The sequence below is a fragment of the Pseudomonas sp. J452 genome, from assembly GCF_024666525.1.
GTDB lineage: Bacteria > Pseudomonadota > Gammaproteobacteria > Pseudomonadales > Pseudomonadaceae > Aquipseudomonas.
This window is the reverse complement of sequence record NZ_CP088294.1, coordinates 1,993,507-2,012,766: the sequence shown is the minus strand read 5'-3', so window position 1 is coordinate 2,012,766 and position 19,260 is coordinate 1,993,507. Positions and strand designations below refer to the sequence as shown.

At 61.6% G+C, this 19,260-nt stretch carries 17 protein-coding genes; 5 read left to right on the top strand and 12 right to left on the bottom strand.

What is annotated here, in order from left to right:
- The first annotated feature begins 11 nt into the window (after positions 1–11).
- Both LRS11_RS08990 and LRS11_RS08980 read left to right on the top strand, forming a co-directional pair.
- Complete coding sequence (locus tag LRS11_RS08990; RefSeq protein WP_260496492.1) at positions 12–4,796, top strand: PilC/PilY family type IV pilus protein; 4,785 nt, start codon at positions 12–14, stop codon at positions 4,794–4,796.
- A 3-nt stretch (positions 4,797–4,799) separates the two neighbouring features.
- On the top strand, positions 4,800–5,237 hold the full coding sequence (locus LRS11_RS08980) for a type IV pilin protein (RefSeq protein WP_312027000.1): 438 nt from the start codon (positions 4,800–4,802) through the stop codon (positions 5,235–5,237).
- A 40-nt stretch (positions 5,238–5,277) separates the two neighbouring features.
- On the opposite strand, the gene ispH is transcribed toward LRS11_RS08980, so the two are convergent.
- From ispH to murJ, 6 genes are all read right to left on the bottom strand, one after another.
- Positions 5,278–6,222 (bottom strand): 4-hydroxy-3-methylbut-2-enyl diphosphate reductase, encoded by a 945-nt coding sequence (gene ispH, locus LRS11_RS08975; protein WP_260496491.1) that lies wholly within the window; start codon positions 6,220–6,222, stop codon positions 5,278–5,280.
- A gap of 81 nt (positions 6,223–6,303) precedes the next feature.
- Positions 6,304–6,741: an FKBP-type peptidyl-prolyl cis-trans isomerase gene (gene fkpB / locus LRS11_RS08970; protein ID WP_260496490.1), complete on the bottom strand. Its 438-nt coding sequence runs from the start codon at positions 6,739–6,741 to the stop codon at positions 6,304–6,306.
- Positions 6,734–7,243 (bottom strand): signal peptidase II, encoded by a 510-nt coding sequence (gene lspA / locus LRS11_RS08965; RefSeq protein WP_260496489.1) that lies wholly within the window; start codon positions 7,241–7,243, stop codon positions 6,734–6,736. Before lspA ends, fkpB begins: the two co-directional genes overlap by 8 nt.
- Positions 7,236–10,067: an isoleucine--tRNA ligase gene (ileS, locus tag LRS11_RS08960; RefSeq protein WP_260496487.1), complete on the bottom strand. Its 2,832-nt coding sequence runs from the start codon at positions 10,065–10,067 to the stop codon at positions 7,236–7,238. Before ileS ends, lspA begins: the two co-directional genes overlap by 8 nt.
- A gap of 14 nt (positions 10,068–10,081) precedes the next feature.
- Entirely contained in the window at positions 10,082–11,020 is a 939-nt protein-coding gene (gene ribF, locus LRS11_RS08955) for a bifunctional riboflavin kinase/FAD synthetase (RefSeq protein ID WP_260496486.1), read from the bottom strand.
- Positions 11,021–11,102: 82 nt separating this feature from the next.
- Entirely contained in the window at positions 11,103–12,647 is a 1,545-nt protein-coding gene (gene murJ / locus LRS11_RS08950) for a murein biosynthesis integral membrane protein MurJ (RefSeq protein ID WP_260496485.1), read from the bottom strand.
- 197 nt (positions 12,648–12,844) lie between these two features.
- Between murJ and rpsT the strand changes: the two genes are divergently transcribed.
- The gene (gene rpsT, locus LRS11_RS08945; protein WP_173209473.1) at positions 12,845–13,117 is read left to right on the top strand and encodes a 30S ribosomal protein S20; all 273 of its coding nucleotides are present in this window, start codon (positions 12,845–12,847) and stop codon (positions 13,115–13,117) included.
- Positions 13,118–13,219: 102 nt separating this feature from the next.
- Here rpsT and LRS11_RS08940 read toward each other — a convergent pair whose 3' ends face one another.
- From LRS11_RS08940 to rplU, 5 genes are all read right to left on the bottom strand, one after another.
- Positions 13,220–13,681, bottom strand: coding sequence for a CreA family protein (locus LRS11_RS08940; RefSeq protein ID WP_260496484.1), 462 nt, complete (start codon positions 13,679–13,681; stop codon positions 13,220–13,222).
- Positions 13,682–13,692: 11 nt separating this feature from the next.
- Positions 13,693–14,811: a glutamate 5-kinase gene (gene proB, locus LRS11_RS08935; RefSeq protein ID WP_260496483.1), complete on the bottom strand. Its 1,119-nt coding sequence runs from the start codon at positions 14,809–14,811 to the stop codon at positions 13,693–13,695.
- A 61-nt stretch (positions 14,812–14,872) separates the two neighbouring features.
- Positions 14,873–16,099, bottom strand: coding sequence for an Obg family GTPase CgtA (cgtA, locus tag LRS11_RS08930; RefSeq protein WP_260496482.1), 1,227 nt, complete (start codon positions 16,097–16,099; stop codon positions 14,873–14,875).
- A gap of 106 nt (positions 16,100–16,205) precedes the next feature.
- A complete protein-coding gene (gene rpmA / locus LRS11_RS08925; protein ID WP_160488875.1) occupies positions 16,206–16,463 on the bottom strand; it encodes a 50S ribosomal protein L27 in 258 nt (85 codons plus the stop codon).
- 23 nt (positions 16,464–16,486) lie between these two features.
- Positions 16,487–16,798, bottom strand: coding sequence for a 50S ribosomal protein L21 (gene rplU / locus LRS11_RS08920; protein ID WP_182832023.1), 312 nt, complete (start codon positions 16,796–16,798; stop codon positions 16,487–16,489).
- Positions 16,799–17,102: 304 nt separating this feature from the next.
- On the opposite strand from rplU, the gene LRS11_RS08915 reads away from it, so the two are divergent.
- Both LRS11_RS08915 and LRS11_RS08910 read left to right on the top strand, forming a co-directional pair.
- Positions 17,103–18,071 (top strand): polyprenyl synthetase family protein, encoded by a 969-nt coding sequence (locus LRS11_RS08915; RefSeq protein ID WP_260496481.1) that lies wholly within the window; start codon positions 17,103–17,105, stop codon positions 18,069–18,071.
- Between the two features lie 134 nt (positions 18,072–18,205).
- The gene (locus tag LRS11_RS08910) at positions 18,206–18,448 is read left to right on the top strand and encodes a hypothetical protein (RefSeq protein ID WP_260496480.1); all 243 of its coding nucleotides are present in this window, start codon (positions 18,206–18,208) and stop codon (positions 18,446–18,448) included.
- A gap of 178 nt (positions 18,449–18,626) precedes the next feature.
- Here the strand turns inward: LRS11_RS08910 and LRS11_RS08905 are convergent, their stop codons facing one another.
- On the bottom strand, positions 18,627–19,256 hold the full coding sequence (locus tag LRS11_RS08905; protein WP_260496479.1) for an FKBP-type peptidyl-prolyl cis-trans isomerase: 630 nt from the start codon (positions 19,254–19,256) through the stop codon (positions 18,627–18,629).
- Positions 19,257–19,260 lie beyond the last annotated feature (4 nt).

Sequence of the window (19,260 nt, the reverse complement as noted above, 5' to 3'; positions counted from 1 at the left end):
GGACTCCCATCATGAACAAGCGCCTCTCAGCTCTGCATCGCTTGGCACTTAGCACTGTCGCGAGCGCCCTGGTACTCCATAGCGCGATCAGCTACGGCGATGACACCGAAATTTTCTTCGGTGGCGCGGCCATCGATGACAGCGTGCGTCCGAATGTGTTGTTCGTGCTCGACAACTCGGGTTCCATGGCCTGGCGCACCGGCAGCAACAACAATCCAGGCAGCGGTGAAAAGTCGCGGATGCAGATTCTCAAGGAATCGTTCTCCAGCATCATCAACAATGCCGGGGCGATCAATGCCGGCATCATGGTGCTGAACTCACGCAGTATCTACGACGGGCGCATGGTCTACCCGGTGACCAACATCGACGACCCACTGCCCAGTTCCGCCAATCTGGTGGCCAGCACTCCCGAAATCCTCGTCAGCGGCGACGATGCCACTCAGAGCAGCTTAGGGGGTGGTGCTGTTATCAATGGCACTACCTTGCAAATGGGCTATGTCACCACCAGCACCACCACTCTCGACACCCAGAGCAGCGACCTGCAAGACAACGATGCCTTCTTCCAGAGCCGCTACAACAGCATCGACTGGGCCTGTCGGATGAATGAACCCGGCAATGACCACAACACCAACAACGACGGCTGCGGCAACGATGACCAGAGCAACATCAACCTGCGCTCCAACAACGACACCAACACCGGCAATGCCAACCCGATCATTGGTACGTCACTCCTGTACTTTCGTGCGCTGAACATCCCGGCAGCGGTACGTCTGGAACCCAGCTTCAAGGCCTATCTGGATCTGCGCCCGACCAATAGCCAGAACAGCAACAAGCCGACCCTGCGCGTGACCATGCAGGACAGCAAGACCCCGGCAGCGATGAATGACCTGACCCAGGTCAACCCCGGCCGCACCTACCTGGCAGCCACCGACTTCGCGAATACCCCCTGGAACTCCGCAAGCGTCACCCGCCTGGACGTCACCGACCTGTTCAAGCAAGTGCTGGATAACGATGCCGCGGCCCTGCAGCAGGTATTTCTCAAGGTGCGCGCCACCACCACCACCGACTACACCTTCTGCACCCGCAACTGCGGCACCAGCGGTGGTGTGAGCAACGCGCCGCGCCTAGTTATCGAGTACAACAGCACATCTATTATCAACGAAACCAAGAAAGCCGCCCTGCGCTTCCAGAACGTCGGCATCCCCCAGGGCGCCACCATTACCAGCGCACGTATCGACTTCGCTCCAGCCACCTCCAATGCCGACCCTCTGACCCTGCAGGTGAGAGCCGAGAAGGTCAGTGACGCGTCGACGTTCAGCGCCGGCAACGACTTTGCCGCACGTACGCCGAAAACCACGGCCCTGACCAGCTGGACGCCACCAGCCTGGGTCAACCAGAGCCCGGCCACCCATGAAAACGGCCCGGATGTCACCGCAGTGGTCCAGGAAGTGGTCAGCACTGCAGGCTGGTGCGGTAACAACGCCATGGCGTTCTACTTCGAACCCAGCGCTGGTAGCGGCTCGCGCACGACCTACAGCATCGATGGTGCTCCCGGCCTGCAGCCGACCCTGACCGTTAACTACACCGGCGGCACCGGCGGCTGCCTGAACCCCATCATCGAAGCCAGCATCACCAACCCGAAAAATGATGCCTACGAGGAAAACGACGACGACATGGTGCTCGGCGGTAATACCTTACCGGTCGATCGTAATCGCTTCGCTGCCCGCTATGAGGGCATTCCTATCCTGCGCGGCGCGACCATCCTTGATACGCGCGTCATCCTTACCCCAGCCAATACAGTCAGCAACACCAACCAAACGGTGACTGTCCGCTTCGAGAACGCCGACAACTCAGCGCCTTTTACAGGGAACGATGACGACATCACCGACCGTAACGACACTGCGGACAGCTCCTGCACCCTGAGCAGCTGGGTCACCGGATCCCCCGTGATCTGCAGTGGCCCGGAACTGAAAACCGGGCTGCAGGGCATCGTTAACCGCGGTGGCTGGACCCCAGGCAATGCCATCTCCTTGATGTCAGTGCAAAGCCAGGACAGCACCCTTGAGGTGCAAGCCTACGAAAGCAACCCTGCCGAGTCGATCAAGCTGCGCATCAAGGTCGCCAGCGGCGGGATAGCCTCCACTACGACGACCGTGCGCAATCAACTGGATGCCTTGGTGCAGTCAATGAATGCCGGTGATGGCACACCGATAGTACCCACCATGAATGAGGCTGCTCGTTACTTGCGCGGGGAACGAACAGGCTACAGCAGCCCAATCACCAGTGCGTGCCAGTCCACGCACCTGGTCGTCTTGACGGATGGTCAGGCCAACGGAAACGGCGCGCAAAGCTCGATTGGCACCCTTACCGGCAGCAGTTGCACAGGTGATGCGACGCTGTCTGACGAGCAATGCGGACGCAGGCTGGCCACATGGATGGCTGAGACCGATCAGTCCAGCATCGCCGACGACAACTTCATCACCACCCATACCATTGGTTTCGCGCTGGGTGCCCTGGCCCCCAACACCGGCCCACAAACCTTTCTGACCGACATGGCCAACAATGGCAAGGGACAAGCTTACACCGCAGAAAATGCCTCGGAACTGAGCGCCGCTTTCAGCAAGATTCTCCAGGATGTACTGAGCACCGACACCACCTTCGTCAGCCCCGGCGCCACGGTTAACCAGTTCAACCGGCAGAGCAACAAGAACGAGGTGTACTTTGCCCTGTTCAAACCGGCGGAAAGCAATCGCTGGGTGGGCAACCTGAAGCGCTATGCGCTGAACAGCGGGGCTGGCGACATCATCATCGATGCCGACAATGTCGGCGCGATCGATAGCAACACCGGCTTCTTCAAGACCACAGCGCGCAGCTTCTGGAACCTCAGCGTTGATGGCAACAACACTGCCGTGGGTGGCGTCGCCAGCCAGCTGCCTTCGTATATCAGCCGCAAGCTCTATACCTATGTTGGCAACTCTCCGGTGACACCAGTCGACCTGACCGGCAGCGCCTACCTGCTCAACACAGCCAACAGCAATGTCACCAGCGCCTTGCTGGGCGCTGCCGACACCACCGAACGTACCCAGCTGATCAACTGGATTCGCGGGCTCAACGATGATGCAACCCCACGCAAAGCGGTCGGCGATCCGCTGCACTCGGTGCCACGCCTGGTGACCTACAAGTGCACCGAGTTCACTGACACCAACCTGACAACCTGCAAAACCGGAAAAGAAGACCAAACCGCCTTCCTCGGCACCAACGAAGGCCTGGTTCATGCCTTCAACACCAACGACGGCTCCGAGCAGATGGCCTACATGCCTGAGGCACTGCTTGGCAACATCAAACACCTCAAACTGAACGAGGAGTCGACCTCGCTCAATCCACGCAAATATGGCATGGACAACACCGTTTCCGTCTGGGTTAACGATGTGAACAAGAATGGCGTGATCTATGGGGGTCGCGATCCGGCCCTGTCGGCACAGGTCGGCCAGGTTAACGGTGGCGGCCTGAATACAGGAGAGTTCGTCTACGCCTACGCCACTATGGGTCGAGGGGGACGCAACCTCTACTCTCTGGACGTAACGGACGTGAACGCCCCGAAACTGCGCTGGTTCATTACGCCCAACACGCCTGGTTTCAGTCGCCTGGGGCAGACATGGTCCACGCCAGTGGTCACCAAGATCGACATCAATGGCACCCAGACCCCAATCATCATCTTCACTGGTGGCTATGATGAGACTCAGGACAATGTCTCCATCCTCGATAAGGACAATCAGGGCAATGCCCGTACTCAGGATCAGTACGGCAACGCTATCTATATCGTCAATGCGGTGACCGGTGCGCTGATCTGGTCCGGCAGCAGCGAGGTCGCCAACGCCAGCGCCCAAGCACACCAAAACCTGAGCAAAATGCGTTACAGCATGCCCAGCAGTGTTCGCGCCATCGACATAAACCGTGACGGCCTGGCCGATCAGTTCTTCGTCGGCGACATGGGCGGCCAGCTCTGGCGTTTCTTCATCAACAACGGCAGCTCTACCAGCAGTCTGGTCAGCCCCGCCGACAGCGCCAGCGGCAGCACTGCCGACGGCGTGATCGCCAGCGTGATCCCGGCCATTACCGGCGGTGAAAGCGATGCACAACTCAAGAGCAACCTGCGGCGCTTCTATAACGCTCCCGATATCGTGTTGACATCGGTCTACGGCGGCAAAACCCTGGCGATCAACATCGGCTCAGGCTATCGGGGCCACCCGCTGGATACCGGCGCAGATGATCGTTTCTACTCGTTCAGAACACCGATCATCTACACCAATGCCAGCCATAACATCCTGACTGAAGAGGAGATGTACGACACCACGCTGAACCTGATCCAGGAAGGCTCCGCCGCGCAGCAAGCGGACGCAGCCGCAGCCTTCGCCAAGAGTGAAGGCGGTTGGTACATCAGGATGGAGAACGATGGCGAGAAGGTACTCGCCGAAGCCAGTACTATCTCCGGCATGGTGTTCTTCAATACCTACGAACCCAACAATGGCTCGGCCAACAACTCTTGCAAGGCAGTACAAGGCACCGGACACTCCTATGCCGTCAACCTGTTCAACGCCACCCCGATTCAGCAGCGCGTCGACGGCACGCCGGATCGTGGCGACAGGAGCAAGGTTCTCTTGACCGCCGGCATCCCACCGAAGAGCATCATTCTATTCCCTGAGGGCAGAAAAGAAGGCGTAGTGTGCAGCGGCCCCGAGTGCGTGGATGTGAATCTCCCCTCCCCCGGCCCAACTTACTGGATTGATGAGCGCTAAGACATGGACAAGCAAAGCCGTGGCTTCACCCTGATAGAACTGATGATCGTGATCATGGTAATCGCCGTCCTGGCGGCCATTGCTATTCCGAGCTATCAGGGCTACCTGCGACGAGCCACCTGCGAGGATGCCAAGGCGACCCTGATTGGGGCCGCCAACGTAATGGAGCGTTTCCGCGCCCAGAACAGCTCCTATGAGAATGCTGCTCTGGGGAGTTATGCAGCCAGCCCGGTGGACGGAAACAACAAGCAATTCACCATTGCATTGCTCAACGCCGACTGCGCAGCAGCCCACACTCAGGCAACAAGCTACTGCCTGGTCGCCACCCCGAACGTAAACAGCAGACTCGATGGCCGCGGCACGCTGACTCTTAGCTCAGCGGGAGTCAGGGATGGGACGGATGAGTTGGCCAATGCCTGGGGCAGTTGCTCTGGCATCTAAATAACAACGGGGCCGAAAGGCCCCGTTTTCTTTTGCGTGATTAAACACTCTTGAGCCGCAGCTCCTTGGGCATCGAGAAGGTCACATTCTCCGGCCTGCCATCCAGCTCTTCCGCACCAACAGCTCCCCAGCTGCGCAGGCGCTCCACCACTCCCAGCACCAGCACCTCAGGCGCCGAAGCACCGGCCGTGATGCCAATGCGCTGCACCCCGGAAAACCACTCCTGCCTGAGATCATCGGCACCATCGATCAGATAGGCCGGAGTGTCCAGGCGCTCTGCCAGCTCGCGCAGGCGGTTGGAGTTGGAGCTGTTCGGGCTGCCCACTACCAGCACCACGTCGCACTCGCTGGCCAGTTGCTTGACTGCGTCCTGGCGATTCTGCGTGGCGTAGCAGATGTCATCCTTGCGCGGGCCGCCGATGCTCGGGTATTTGGCGCGCAGGGCGTCGATCACCTTGCTGGTGTCGTCCATGGACAGGGTGGTCTGGGTGACGAAGGCCAGAGATTCTGGATCGCGCACCTGCAGCGCCGCGACATCCGCCTCGTCCTCGACCAGATAGATGGTACCGCCGTTACGCTCGTCGTACTGGCCCATGGTGCCTTCGACTTCCGGGTGCCCTTGGTGGCCGATGAGGATGCATTCGCGGCCGTCGCGGCTGTAGCGTGCCACCTCCATATGCACCTTGGTCACCAGCGGGCAGGTCGCGTCGAACACCTTGAGGCCACGCGCCTCGGCCTCCTGCCGCACGGCCTGGGATACGCCGTGGGCGCTGAAGATGACGATGACGTTATCCGGCACCTGATCCAGCTCCTCGACGAAAACCGCACCGCGTGCGCGCAGGTCTTCGACCACGAACTTGTTGTGCACCACTTCGTGCCGCACATAGATCGGCGCGCCGAACACTTCCAGGGCACGGTTGACGATCTCGATGGCGCGGTCGACGCCGGCACAGAAGCCGCGAGGGTTGGCGAGTTTGATTTGCATGCTGGGAGTCTCGGCGCGCGGTAAGCAGATCGGAAGAGTGTACGCCGCCTTACAGACTGGGCACCCTCCCCCGCTAAAGGATCAGGCCGGGCGAACCTCGATGATTTCCACATCGAAACTCAGCGTCTTACCCGACAGCGGATGATTGAAATCGATGGTCACCTGGCTATCGTCGAAAGCCTTGACCACCCCCGGCAGCTCGGCATTGGCGGCATCGTTGAAGATCACCAGCAAACCTTCGGACAACTCCATGTCAGCGAACTGCGAGCGCGGCATGACCTGCACGTTCTGCGGGTTGGGCTGACCGAAGGCCTTTTCCGGCTCGATCTGCAGACTGCGCTTGTCACCGGCCTTGAAGCCAAACAGCGCCGCCTCAAAACCCGGCAGCAGGTTGCCATCACCCACCTTGAAGGTGGCCGGGCTCTTGTCGAAAGTACTGTCGACCACATCGCCGTTGGCCAGCTTGAGGGCGAAATGCAGGGTGACTTCCTTGTCCGGGCCAATACGTTGCTCAGTCATGGGCAGGTTCTCCGGACTTCTTGCTCTTGAACATATCCAGCGCCAGCATCACCGCACCCAGGGTAATGGCGCTGTCCGCCAGGTTGAAGGCTGGGAAGCGGTAGCGATCCTGCCAATGCAGCAGGATGAAGTCGACGACGTGGCCGAGCACCATGCGGTCGTACAGGTTGCCCAGCGCGCCACCTAGCACCATCGCCAGAGCAATGGCCAACCAGGTCTCGTCGGCCTTCAGGCGCTTGAGCCAGACCACCAGCACGGCGCTGACGCCTAGCGCGATGGCGGCGAAGAACCAGCGCTGCCAGCCCGACTCGCCAGCCAGAAAGCTGAACGCCGCGCCACGGTTGTACACGTGAACCCAGTCGAAATAGCCATCAAGCACCACCACGCGCTGGCCGTACTCAAGGACCTGCAGCACGACCTGCTTGCTGCCCTGATCCAGCACGAACACCAGCAGCGCCAACCACAACCAGGCCAAACGACCAAAACGACTGACGTCAGACATGCTTGCGCACCTCGCCTGCACCTTCGACGTTACTCACGCAGCGCTCGCACAGCTCCGGGTGGGCGGCATTGCTGCCAACGTCGGCGCGGAAGTGCCAGCAACGGCCACACTTGGCGTGAGTCGACTTGACGATCTTCAGCTTGAGCCCCGCCACCTCAGTAACCACCGCATCGGCTGGCGCCTCGCTCAGCGGCGCAACGCTGGCGGCGGAGGTGATCAGAGCGAAGCGCAGCTCATCGCCGAGCTTGGCCAGGGACTGCTGCAAGGACTCATCACCGAACAGGGTGACTTCCGCCTGCAGATTGCCGCCAATGGCCTTGGCCGCGCGCAAATTCTCCAGCTCCTTGTTCAGAGTGGCCCTGACCTCAATGAATTGCTCCCAGTAGGCGCGATCCAGCTCGAAGCCTTCCGGCAAACGATTCAGGCCGTCGTACCAGGTGTTCAGCAGCACCGACTCGTTACGCTCACCCGGCAGGAACTGCCAGATCTCGTCGGCGGTGAACGCCAGAATCGGCGCGATCCAGCGCACCAGCGCCTCGGCGATGTGGAACAGCGCGCTCTGGCAGGAACGCCGGGCGATGCTGTCGGCCTGAGTGGTGTACTGACGATCCTTGATGATGTCGAGGTAGAAGCCGCCCAGCTCCTGCACGCAGAAGTTGTGCACCTTGGAGTATACGTTCCAGAAGCGGTACTCGCCGTAGGCCTCGATGATCTCTTCCTGCAGGCGCGCCGCGGCGTCCAGGGCCCAGCGATCCAGATCGAGCATCTGCTCGACCGGCAGCAGGTCCTTGGCCGGATCGAAACCATTCAGATTGGAAAGCAGGAAGCGCGTGGTGTTGCGGATACGCCGGTAGGCGTCGGCGCTGCGCTGCAGGATGACCTTGGATACGGCCATCTCGCCCGAGTAATCGGTCGAGGCAACCCACAGGCGCATGATGTCGGCGCCCAGGCTGTCGTTGACTTCCTGCGGCGCAACCACATTACCCAGTGACTTGGACATCTTGCGGCCGTTCTCGTCGACCACGAAGCCGTGGGTCAGCAAGGCCTTGTACGGCGCATGGCCGTCGATGGCGCAGCCGGTCAGCAGGGAAGAGTGGAACCAGCCGCGGTGCTGATCCGAACCTTCCAGATAGAGGTCGGCGCGCGGGCCGCTGGCGTGGCCCAGCGGGTGCGAACCGCGCAGCACGTGCCAGTGAGTGGTGCCGGAGTCGAACCAGACGTCCAGGGTATCGCTGATCTTGTCGTACTGCGCCGCCTCGGCGCCGAGCAACTCGCTGGCGTCGAGCTTGAACCAGGCTTCGATGCCCTGTTCCTCGACGCGCGCGGCCACCTGCTCCATCAGCTCGACGGTGCGCGGGTGCAGCTCGCCACTTTCCTTGTGCAGGAAGAACGGGATCGGCACGCCCCAGTTGCGCTGACGCGAGATGCACCAGTCCGGACGCCCGGCGATCATGCTGTGCAGGCGCGCCTGGCCCCAGGCCGGGACGAATTCGGTTTGCTCGATGGCCGACAGGGCGCGCTCACGCAGGGTGGCGCCCTGCTCCGGCTGCTTGTCCATGCCGACGAACCACTGCGCCGTGGCGCGGTAGATCAGCGGTGTCTTGTGCCGCCAGCAGTGCATGTAGCTGTGCTGGATGGCTTCGTGCTTGAGCAGCGCGCCGACTTCGTCGAGCTTGGCGACGATGGCCGGGTTGGCCTTCCAGATGAACTGGCCGCCGAAGAACGGCAGGTCGCTGACATACACGCCGTTGCTCTGCACCGGGCTGAGGATGTCGTCGTTGCTCATGCCGTACTGCTTGCACGAGCGGAAGTCGTCTTCGCCATAGGCCGGCGCCGAGTGAACGATACCGGTACCGGCACCCAGTTCGACGTACTCGGCCAGGTAGACCGGGGCGAAGCGCTCGTAGAACGGATGACGGAAGCGGATGTTTTCCAGCGCGGAACCGGCCGCGGTGGCGATCACTTCGCCTTGCAGACCGTAACGGGCCAGGCAGCTTTCGACCAGCTCTTCGGCCAGCAGCAGCAGACGCTCACCGGTGTCGACCAGGGCGTAGGTGAATTCCGGGTGGACGTTGAGCGCCTGGTTGGCCGGGATGGTCCACGGCGTGGTGGTCCAGATCACGATGCTGGCCGGCTTGCTCAAGTCGCTCAGGCTGAAGGCGGCAGCCAGTTTGGCGGCATCTTCGACAGCGAAAGCCACGTCGATGGCATCGGATTTCTTGTCCTGGTATTCGACTTCCGCTTCGGCCAGGGCCGAGCCGCAATCGAAGCACCAGTTCACCGGCTTAAGGCCCTTGAACACGAAACCCTGCTTGACCATCTCGGCCAGGGCGCGGATTTCACCGGCCTCGTTGGCGAAGGCCATGGTCTTGTATGGGCTGTCCCATTCGCCGAGCACACCCAGGCGGATGAAGTCGGCCTTCTGCCCTTCGATCTGCTCGCCGGCATAGGTGCGGCAGCGCTCGCGGGTCAGGTCGGAGGGCTGGTTCTTGCCGAAGGTGGTTTCGACCTTGTGCTCGATCGGCAGGCCATGACAGTCCCAGCCCGGCACGTACGGGGCATCGAAGCCGGCCAGGGTCTTGGAGCGAATGATCATGTCCTTGAGGATCTTGTTGACCGCGTGACCGATGTGGATGCTGCCGTTGGCGTAGGGCGGGCCATCGTGCAGGACGAACTTCGGCCGGCCTTCGCCAAGCTGGCGCAACTTCTGGTACAGGCCAATGCTGTCCCAGTGCGCCAGGGTTTGCGGCTCGCGCTGGGGCAGGCCGGCTTTCATCGGGAAGGCAGTATCCGGGAGGTTCAGCGTGGCTTTGTAGTCGGTCATCTCAGGCTCTTCGATCAGTCAAGCGGTTGGCCAAGCCAGTAGGCCCGGGCGGCGGCGACATCCGCGTCTATCGCCGTCTTCAGCGCCTCCAGGGAGGCAAATCGCTGCTCATCGCGCAGCTTGTGGTGGAACTGCACCGTCAGGCGCTGACCGTATAGATCGCCAGCGAACTGCAACAGGTGCACTTCCAGGTGCGGGCTGCCATCGCCCGCTACCGTAGGCCGCTGGCCGATATTGGCCACGCCCTGAAAACTCTTGCCCTGACACTGCGCGCGCACCAGAAACACGCCGGTGAGCGGCGCTTTACGCCTTTTCAGCTGCACATTGGCGGTCGGGCTGCCCAGCTGACGCGCCAGCTTCTGCCCATGCAGGACTCGCCCGACCAGTGCATAAGGGCGCCCCAGCAGTCGCTCGACCAACTCCAGCTCGCCCGCCTGCAGCGCCTGGCGCACTCGCGTGCTGCTGACCCGATCGCCATCCAGCTCGACGGTCAACGCCGCCTCGACCGTGAAGCCCTGCTGCTCGCCCGCCTGCACCAGAAAGGCGAAGTCACCGGAACGGTCGCAGCCGAAGCGGAAGTCATCGCCTACTTCCAGATGCTTGATGTGCAGCCCGTCCACCAGCACCTGACGGACAAACTCGGCGGCCGACAGCTCGCGCAGACGGCGATTGAAGGCCAGACACAAGACCCGATCGACACCCTCGGCAGCCAGCAATTCGAGCTTCTCACGCAAGCGGGTCAGGCGTGCCGGGGCGGTATCCGGGCCGAAGTACTCACGCGGCTGCGGCTCGAAAATCACCACGCAACTAGGTACGCCCAGCTCGATGGCACGCTCGCGCAGGCGCGCCAGGATGGCCTGGTGGCCACGGTGCACGCCATCGAAGTTGCCGATGGTGGCAACGCATCCCTGGGTCAGGGGTAGCAGATTGTGGAGACCTCGGACCAGCTGCATAGCGCGCTTCTTGCTTACAAAGTGGTCGATTATACGCACAGGCGACAGCGGACAACAGGCAGCACGTCCACCGCCCAGTCCGTTAGTGCGCCGTCCGCCGGGCAAAGTCGCGCAAACGGAAACCCAGCAGCAGCAGCACGCCGAAATAAGCCAACACCCCAACCAGTACCAGCGCCGCGAGACGCAGCAGACGCAGGAGCATGCCATCGGCGGCCCACGGCGGCATGAAATGCATGGCCAGCAGCAGCGCCGCGACCATGACCACCACCGCCAGCGACAACTTGCCGAGGAATACCGGCCAACCGGCCTGCGGCTGATACAACCCGCCTTTGCGCAACTGCCAATACAGCAGCCCGGCATTCAGGCAGGCCGCAAAACTGATCGACAGAGCCAGGCCGGCATGCGCCAGGGGAATAACGAAAACAAACAGCACGTTCATCAACTGCGTGGCAGCCAGACTGATGACGGCAATCTTCACCGGCGTCTTGATGTTCTGCTGGGCATAGAAGCCCGGCGCCAGAATCTTCACCAGAATGATTCCAAGCAGGCCGACCGAATAGGCGATCAGCGCCTGCTGGGTCATATCGGCATCACTGGCCGTGAACTTGCCGTACTGAAACAGCGAAACGGTCAGCGGCTCGGCCAGCACGGCCAGCGCCAGCGCACAGGGCAGCACCAGCAGGAAACACAGGCGCAATCCCCAGTCGAGCAAGCGCGAGTAATCCTCACGATTGTCACTGGCGTAGGTTTTCGACAAGGCCGGCAGCAGGATGGTGCCCAGGGCTACGCCCAGCACTCCGGAGGGCAACTCCATCAGGCGGTCGGCGTAATACATCCAGGACACCGAGCCGGCAACCAGGAAGGAGGCGAAGATCGTGTTGATGATCAGCGAAATCTGACTGACCGACACACCGAAAATCGCCGGCCCCATCTGTTTGAGCACGCGCCACACGCCGGTATCCCTAAAACTCAGGCGCGGCAGCACGAGCATGCCGATCTTCCTCAGGTGTGGCAGCTGGTAAAGCAATTGCAGCAGGCCGCCCACCAACACAGCCCAGGCCAGCGCCATGATCGGTGGGTCGAAATAGGGCGCGAGAAACAGCATGAAAATGATCATGCTGACATTCAGCAAGGTCGGCACGAAGGCCGGCACCGAGAAGCGGTTCCAGGTGTTCAGCACCGCCCCGGCCAGCGATGACAGGGAGATCAGCAGGATGTAAGGAAAGGTCACCCGCAACAGATCGACCGTCAGACCGAAGCGATCGACCTCGTCGGCAAAGCCCGGCGCCGAAATCCACACGATCCAGGGCGCCGCCAGTATGCCTAGCAAGGTGACCAGTGCCAGCACCAGGGTCAGCAGGCCCGAGACATATGCGACAAAGGTGCGCGCGGCCTCATCACCCTGCTGGGTCTTGTACTCCGCCAGAATCGGTACGAAAGCCTGGGAAAATGCGCCCTCGGCAAAAATCCGCCGCAGCAGGTTGGGCAGCTTGAACGCCACCACCCAGGCATCGGATGCCACCCCGGCGCCAAAAATCCGCGCGATCAGGGTGTCACGCACGAAGCCCAGCACACGGGACAGCATGGTCAGTGAGCTGACAGCAGCCAGCGACTTGAGCAGATTCATGGGATACTTCGACTTCCGCTGACGGACACAGCCAGGGTTTGCCCGCTGGCGTAGAAAGGCTCCGAGTGTAACGGCCAGCCACTGGTCAGGCCAGCAGAGCAGAGTGCTAATGCACTTGACAGATGCCCAGCGCCTCGGCATGATTCGCGGCCTTATTTGTTGCTATCCCCCCCAGTTTTTTTTCGAGGAGCTTGACGGTGGCCAATACACCTTCTGCCAAAAAACGCGCCAAACAGGCTGAGAAGCGTCGTAGCCATAACGCCAGCCTGCGCTCCATGGTTCGTACCTACATCAAGAACGTGGTCAAGGCTATCGACGCCAAAGACCTGGAAAAAGCGCAAACCGCTTACGTTCTGGCTGTGCCTGTAATCGACCGCATGGCCGACAAAGGCATCATCCACAAGAACAAAGCCGCTCGTCACAAGAGCCGCCTGAACGGTCACATCAAGGCAATGGCTACCGCCGCCTAAGATGTACCGCTCCTAAAAAACCGGCTTCGGCCGGTTTTTTTATTGCCTGCGATTCGCCAGACACAAAAAACCGGAGCCCAGCTCCGGTTGTTTTTTATCCGACTACTGCCCCGCCCAGGGCAGAATCGGAATGGCGGTCACCGCATTCTGCGGACTGCCCTCAATGATGCGATCGCTATACACCAGATAAACCAGGGTATTGCGCTTCTCATCGAAGAAACGCACCACCTGCATGGTCTTGAACACCAGCGAAGTGCGCTCCTTGAACACCTCTTCACCATCCTTGAGCTTGCCGGAGAAGCGGATAGCACCGACCTGACGGCAAGCGATGGACGCCTCGGCACGATCTTCAGCCAAACCCAGACCACCCTTGACCCCACCGGTCTTCGCACGCGACAGATAGCAGGTCACACCCTCGACCTTGGGGTCATCGAACGCCTCGACCACTATCTTGTCGTTCGGCCCGACCCACTTGAACACCGTGGAGACCTCGCCGATTTCTTCGGCCGAAACCAGCAGCGGCAGCATCAGCAAACCACCCAGCAATCCCTTCGCCATACGCATTTGCGCTCTCCTCAGACCAGAATCAGGTTGTCCCGATGCACCAGCTCGGGCTCATCGACATAACCGAGCAATTTCTCGATGGCATCCGACGGCTGACCGACAATCTTCTGCGCTTCCAGGGCGCTGTAGTTGGCCAGGCCACGGGCAATCTCACGACCATCCGGAGCGACGCAAACCACCATCTCGCCACGCCGGAAGCTGCCCTGCACTTCCTTGACCCCAACCGGCAGCAGGCTCTTGCGATCCTCCAGCAAGGCCTTGACCGCACCCGCATCCAGCACCAGGGTGCCACGGGTCTGCAGATGCCCGGCCAGCCACTGTTTGCGCGCCGCCAGCAGACCGCGCTCGGGCGCCAGCAAGGTGCCGAGACGCTCGCCCGCCTTGAGCCGATCGAGCACCCGCTCGATGCGCCCACCAACAATCACCGTATAGGCCCCGGAACGCGCTGCCAGCCGCGCCGCACGCAGCTTGGTCTGCATACCGCCACGCCCCAGCGCACCACCGGTACCGCCCGCCACCGCATCCAGCGACGGATCGTCGGCGCGCGCCTCGAAAATCAGCTGAGCATCGGGATTGTGCCGCGGGTCGGCATCGAACATGCCATCGCGATCGGTGAGGATCACCAGCAGATCAGCCTCAACCAGATTGGCCACCAGCGCCGCCAGGGTGTCGTTGTCACCGAAACGGATCTCGTCGGTGACCACCGTGTCGTTCTCGTTGATCACCGGGATAGTGCCGAGCTCGACCAGGGTACGCAGGGTGCTGCGCGCATTCAGGTAGCGCTTGCGATCGGACAGGTCGTCATGGGTCAACAGCACTTGCGCCGTGTGCTTGCCGTGCTCGCCGAAGCTCGACTCCCAGGCCTGCACCAGACCCATCTGCCCCACCGCCGCTGCGGCCTGCAACTCATGGATGGCACTCGGACGGGTCGCCCAGCCCAGGCGACTCATGCCCGCGGCAACCGCCCCGGACGACACCAGCACCAGCTCGACGCCCGCCTCGCGCAACGCCACCATCTGCTCGACCCACACCGCCATCGCCGCGCGATCCAGGCCACGCCCGTCCGCCGTCAGCAGCGCACTACCGATCTTCACCACCCAGCGCTGGGCGCCAGTCACCTTGTCCCGCATGTCGTCAAATCCTACTGGCCAGTCAGCACAACGCCGCTATCTAGCGGCGCTGTACGATACCTCAATCGCGAACGTAGATGATCTCCGGACCATCTTCGTCATCTTCAAAGTCATCATCCCAGACATCGTCATCACTGATGTCATCGACACTTTTCAGCCCCGCCTTGCGCAGCGCACGCTTGTCGTCCAGCGCCTGCAGACGGGCACGCGCCTCACCCTCGATACGCCGATCCAGCTCGGCCAGCTCTTCAGCATAAGCCGGCTCCTCGACCTTGCGCAGCTCGCGCTCGTCGAGATAGCGCATGATCGCCTGACTCAGCGCCTCGGTGCCCTCACTCTCCAGCGCGGAGATGACAAACACCGGGCCGTCCCAGTCCAGATGCTCGATCACCGCACGCATGCGCTCCTCGCGCTCGTCATCGAGCAGCTGGTCGGCCTTGTTCAGCACCAGCCAGCGGTCGCGATCGGCCAGGGCCGGACTGAATTTCTCCAGCTCATGAATAATCACTGCGGCCGCCTCAGCCGGATCGCTCTGATCCAGCGGCGCCATATCGACCAGATGCAGCAACAGACGGGTACGCGCCAGGTGCTTGAGGAAACGAATGCCCAGACCAGCACCTTCGGAAGCCCCCTCGATCAGGCCCGGAATGTCAGCCACCACGAAACTCTTGTAGCGGCCGACGCTGACCACACCCAGGTTCGGCACCAGGGTGGTGAAAGGATAATCCGCCACCTTCGGCTTGGCCGCCGACACCGAGCGAATGAAGGTACTCTTGCCGGCGTTCGGCAGGCCGAGCAGACCGACATCGGCCAGCACCTTCAGCTCCAGCTTGAGATCGCGCGACTCACCCGGTTTGCCCGGCGTTGTCTGGCGCGGCGCACGGTTGGTGCTGGACTTGAAGCGGGTGTTGCCCAGCCCGTGCCAACCACCCTGCGCCACCATCAGGCGCTGACCCGGCTTGGTCAGGTCGCCAATGATTTCCTGGGTACTGGCATCGATCACCGTGGTGCCGACCGGCACCGGCAGGATCAGATCCTCACCCTTGGCACCGGTACACTCGGTGCTGCCACCCTTCTCGCCATTGCGCGCATTGAAACGGCGCGTGTAGCGATAGTCGACCAGGGTATTCAGGTTCGGATCGGCCTCCATGAAGATGGAGCCGCCATCACCGCCATCGCCGCCGTTGGGGCCACCCTTCTCGATGAACTTCTCACGACGAAAGCTCATCATGCCGTTACCGCCGTCGCCGGCTTTTACAAAAATCGAAACTTCATCGACGAATTTCATGGGTACGCCTCCCGTCTCGGCGACGGGCTAATGGAACACGGGATACAGGATATACAGAAACAAAAAAGCCCCGTCGCGAGACAGGGCTTTTTCAGCAAGCGCGGGCTTAGGCGGCCACGACACTCACGTAACGACGACCGAAGGCGCCTTTAACTTCGAACTTGACCACGCCATCGACTTTAGCGAACAGGGTGTGGTCTTTACCCATGCCAACGCCGTAGCCAGCGTGGAATTGGGTGCCGCGCTGACGCACGATGATGTTGCCGGCTTTGATAGCCTGGCTGCCATACATCTTCACGCCAAGGCGTTTGCTTTCTGAGTCGCGGCCGTTACGAGTACTACCGCCAGCTTTTTTGTGTGCCATGAGTCAAATACTCCAGACTGGGATCAGGCTTGGATGCCAGTGATCTTGATTTCGGTGAACCACTGACGGTGGCCCTGACGCTTCATGTGGTGCTTACGACGGCGGAACTTGATGATGGTCACTTTGTCATGACGGCCTTGGGCGGTCACTTCAGCAACAACCTTCGCACCCTCTACTACCGGGGCGCCGATTTTGACGTCATCACCGTTGCCGATCAGCAGAACGCGGTCGAAAGTCACGGATTCGCCAGTGGCGACTTCCAGCTTTTCGATCTTGAGGAATTCACCTTCGGCGACTTTGTACTGCTTGCCACCGGTAACAATTACTGCGTACATGGATATCTCTCCGTTAAACCTGCTCACCCGACTCTTTATAGGAAGAGTTATTGGCCGGCATGGCTGCTTGGGTCAGTGTCAAACCCTAGCAATTGCGTAAGGCAGGGAGTGCCCAAAGAAGTTAGGGGCCGCGATTGTACGGAAAGCCCGATGGCGAGGCAAGCCCCGCCAGCACTTGCCTTGACAGCCCCTACCCCGCCCCCTAGCATGCCGCGCAGCCCGATAGCGCCCGGTTCGGCATAGCTTTTGCCCGTCACCCCGTTGTGACCTATACCGGCACAATTCCCAGGAGCCCCCGTCAACGATGCAACCCCAGGCCTTCTATAGCGTGGTGGCGGACGATTTTGCCGCCGTCGACGGGATTATCCGCCGCCAGCTGGTCTCGCGCGTGCCCCTGGTGGAAAAGATCGGCGACTACATCATCTCCGCCGGCGGCAAACGCCTACGCCCACTGCTGGTGCTGCTCAGCGGCAAGGCCCTGGGCTACCAGGCCGACGATCTGCGCCTGCTGGCGGCGACCATCGAATTCCTGCACACCGCCACCCTGCTGCATGACGACGTGGTCGACATGTCCGGCATGCGCCGCGGCCGCGCCACCGCCAACGCGCAGTGGGGCAACGCACCGAGCGTGCTGGTCGGTGACTTCCTTTATTCGCGCTCGTTCGAAATGATGGTCGAGCTCGGCTGTATGCCGGTGATGAAGATTCTCTCGCGCGCCACCCGGGTGATCGCCGAAGGCGAAGTGCTGCAGCTGTCGAAGATCCGTGATGCCAGCACCACGGAAGAGACCTACATGGAAGTCATCCGCGGCAAGACCGCCATGCTCTTCGACGCCTCGACCCACAGCGCCGCCGCCCTGGCCGGCGCCAGCCAGGCGCAGAGCGAAGCCCTGAGCCGCTTCGGTGACCACCTCGGCATCGCCTTCCAGCTGGTCGATGACCTGCTCGACTATCAGGGCGACGCCGCCACCCTGGGCAAAAACGTCGGTGACGACCTGGCCGAAGGCAAGCCGACCCTGCCGCTGATCTACACCATGCGCGAAGGCTCTGCCGAACAGGCCAGCCTGGTGCGTACGGCGATCCAGAAAGGCGGTCTCGACGACCTGGAAAGCATCCGCGCCGCCGTCGAAGCCTCCGGCGCCCTGGCCTACACCGCCAGCCTGGCCCGCGAGCACGCCGATCGCGCCATTGCCTGCCTCGACAGCCTGCCAGACAACGCCTACCGCGCCGCCCTGATCGAACTGTGCCGCTTCGCCGTCGCTCGCACCCACTAAGCCGCACGGCACGCTAAAAAGCCCGTCCTCGTGACGGGCTTTTTATTTGCCGACCAAAGGCCGTCATTAAAGCTTGCTATTATTTGAATAGGAATTATTCTCATCTCATGGTTTAGTGACAAGGAGAGAGAGCCATGACCTATTTGATCGATGCTTGGCTGGATCGCCCGCACCCCTACCTGCGCATTCTCAATCGGGAAACCGGAGCGGTGTGTGCGGTACTGGAAGAGGAAGCCATCGACGAGCTGCGCGACCAGGGCGATCTGGATCTGACCAGCCTCAACTCCAACGAGCCGGTGGTGCTCAAAGAGCTGGTGCGTAACCTGTTTCTGTTCTGCTATGCCCGCGCGCTGCGGCCGCACGGCGAGATGCACTGAAGACGCCGGCCGTTAGCCAACGACGGCTAATCTGCCGGGCAAGAACCCTGCCCAGGGAAGGGCCGGGAAAGCATGGGAGCGACCGCGGAAGCTCACATGCGCAGGTGCAACGAGGCGCCTGCTGATGCCCGGCCAGTCAGGACTACCGGCCGGGCATCGCTTTTTACCAGCGCTCGACTTACAGGATGTCGAGCAGCTCTACGTCAAACACCAGCACGCTGTGCGGCGGAATGCTGCCGACGTCCTGGCCACCATAGGCCAGCTCGCTCGGCACGTGCAGGCGCCATTTGCTGCCGGTGTTCATCAGCTGCAGGGCCTCGACCCAGCCGGCGATCACGCCGCCCACCGGAAACTCGGCCGGCTGACCGCGCTCGTAGGAGCTGTCAAACACGGTGCCGTCGATCAGGGTGCCATGGTAGTGGGTGCGCACATGATCTTCGCGGGACGGCTTGGCGCCCTCGCCGGCAACCAGTACTTCGTACTGCAGGCCGGATTCCAGCACGGTCACGCCATCACGCTTGGCGTTCTCGACCAGGTAGGCACGCCCGGCGCCGGCAGCCGCTTCGGCCTTGGCGGCAGCTTCGGCCTGCATGATTTCGCGGATCACTCGGAAGCTGGCATTCAGCTCCTCCGAAGAGACCTGGCTGGGCTGGCCATTGAAAGCGTCACGCAGACCGGCGATCACCGCATTCAGGCTGACGCCCGGCGGTGGGTTGTCACGCAGCTGGTCACCCAGCTGACGGCCGATGCCGTAGCTGACGCGGCCTTCGTCGGTGGACAGATCGTTGGACAGATTGACTTCGGACATGGCC

Coding starts and splice junctions, on each gene's coding strand:
- LRS11_RS08990 (WP_260496492.1), top strand. CDS start 12: ATGAACAAGCGCCTCTCAGCTCTGCATCGCTTGGCACTTAGCACTGTC.
- LRS11_RS08980 (WP_312027000.1), top strand. CDS start 4,800: ATGGACAAGCAAAGCCGTGGCTTCACCCTGATAGAACTGATGATCGTG.
- ispH (WP_260496491.1), bottom strand. CDS start 6,222: ATGCAAATCAAACTCGCCAACCCTCGCGGCTTCTGTGCCGGCGTCGAC.
- fkpB (WP_260496490.1), bottom strand. CDS start 6,741: ATGACTGAGCAACGTATTGGCCCGGACAAGGAAGTCACCCTGCATTTC.
- lspA (WP_260496489.1), bottom strand. CDS start 7,243: ATGTCTGACGTCAGTCGTTTTGGTCGTTTGGCCTGGTTGTGGTTGGCG.
- ileS (WP_260496487.1), bottom strand. CDS start 10,067: ATGACCGACTACAAAGCCACGCTGAACCTCCCGGATACTGCCTTCCCG.
- ribF (WP_260496486.1), bottom strand. CDS start 11,020: ATGCAGCTGGTCCGAGGTCTCCACAATCTGCTACCCCTGACCCAGGGA.
- murJ (WP_260496485.1), bottom strand. CDS start 12,647: ATGAATCTGCTCAAGTCGCTGGCTGCTGTCAGCTCACTGACCATGCTG.
- LRS11_RS08940 (WP_260496484.1), bottom strand. CDS start 13,681: ATGCGTATGGCGAAGGGATTGCTGGGTGGTTTGCTGATGCTGCCGCTG.
- proB (WP_260496483.1), bottom strand. CDS start 14,811: ATGCGGGACAAGGTGACTGGCGCCCAGCGCTGGGTGGTGAAGATCGGT.
- cgtA (WP_260496482.1), bottom strand. CDS start 16,099: ATGAAATTCGTCGATGAAGTTTCGATTTTTGTAAAAGCCGGCGACGGC.
- rpmA (WP_160488875.1), bottom strand. CDS start 16,463: ATGGCACACAAAAAAGCTGGCGGTAGTACTCGTAACGGCCGCGACTCA.
- rplU (WP_182832023.1), bottom strand. CDS start 16,798: ATGTACGCAGTAATTGTTACCGGTGGCAAGCAGTACAAAGTCGCCGAA.
- LRS11_RS08915 (WP_260496481.1), top strand. CDS start 17,103: ATGCAACCCCAGGCCTTCTATAGCGTGGTGGCGGACGATTTTGCCGCC.
- LRS11_RS08910 (WP_260496480.1), top strand. CDS start 18,206: ATGACCTATTTGATCGATGCTTGGCTGGATCGCCCGCACCCCTACCTG.
- LRS11_RS08905 (WP_260496479.1), bottom strand. CDS start 19,256: ATGTCCGAAGTCAATCTGTCCAACGATCTGTCCACCGACGAAGGCCGC.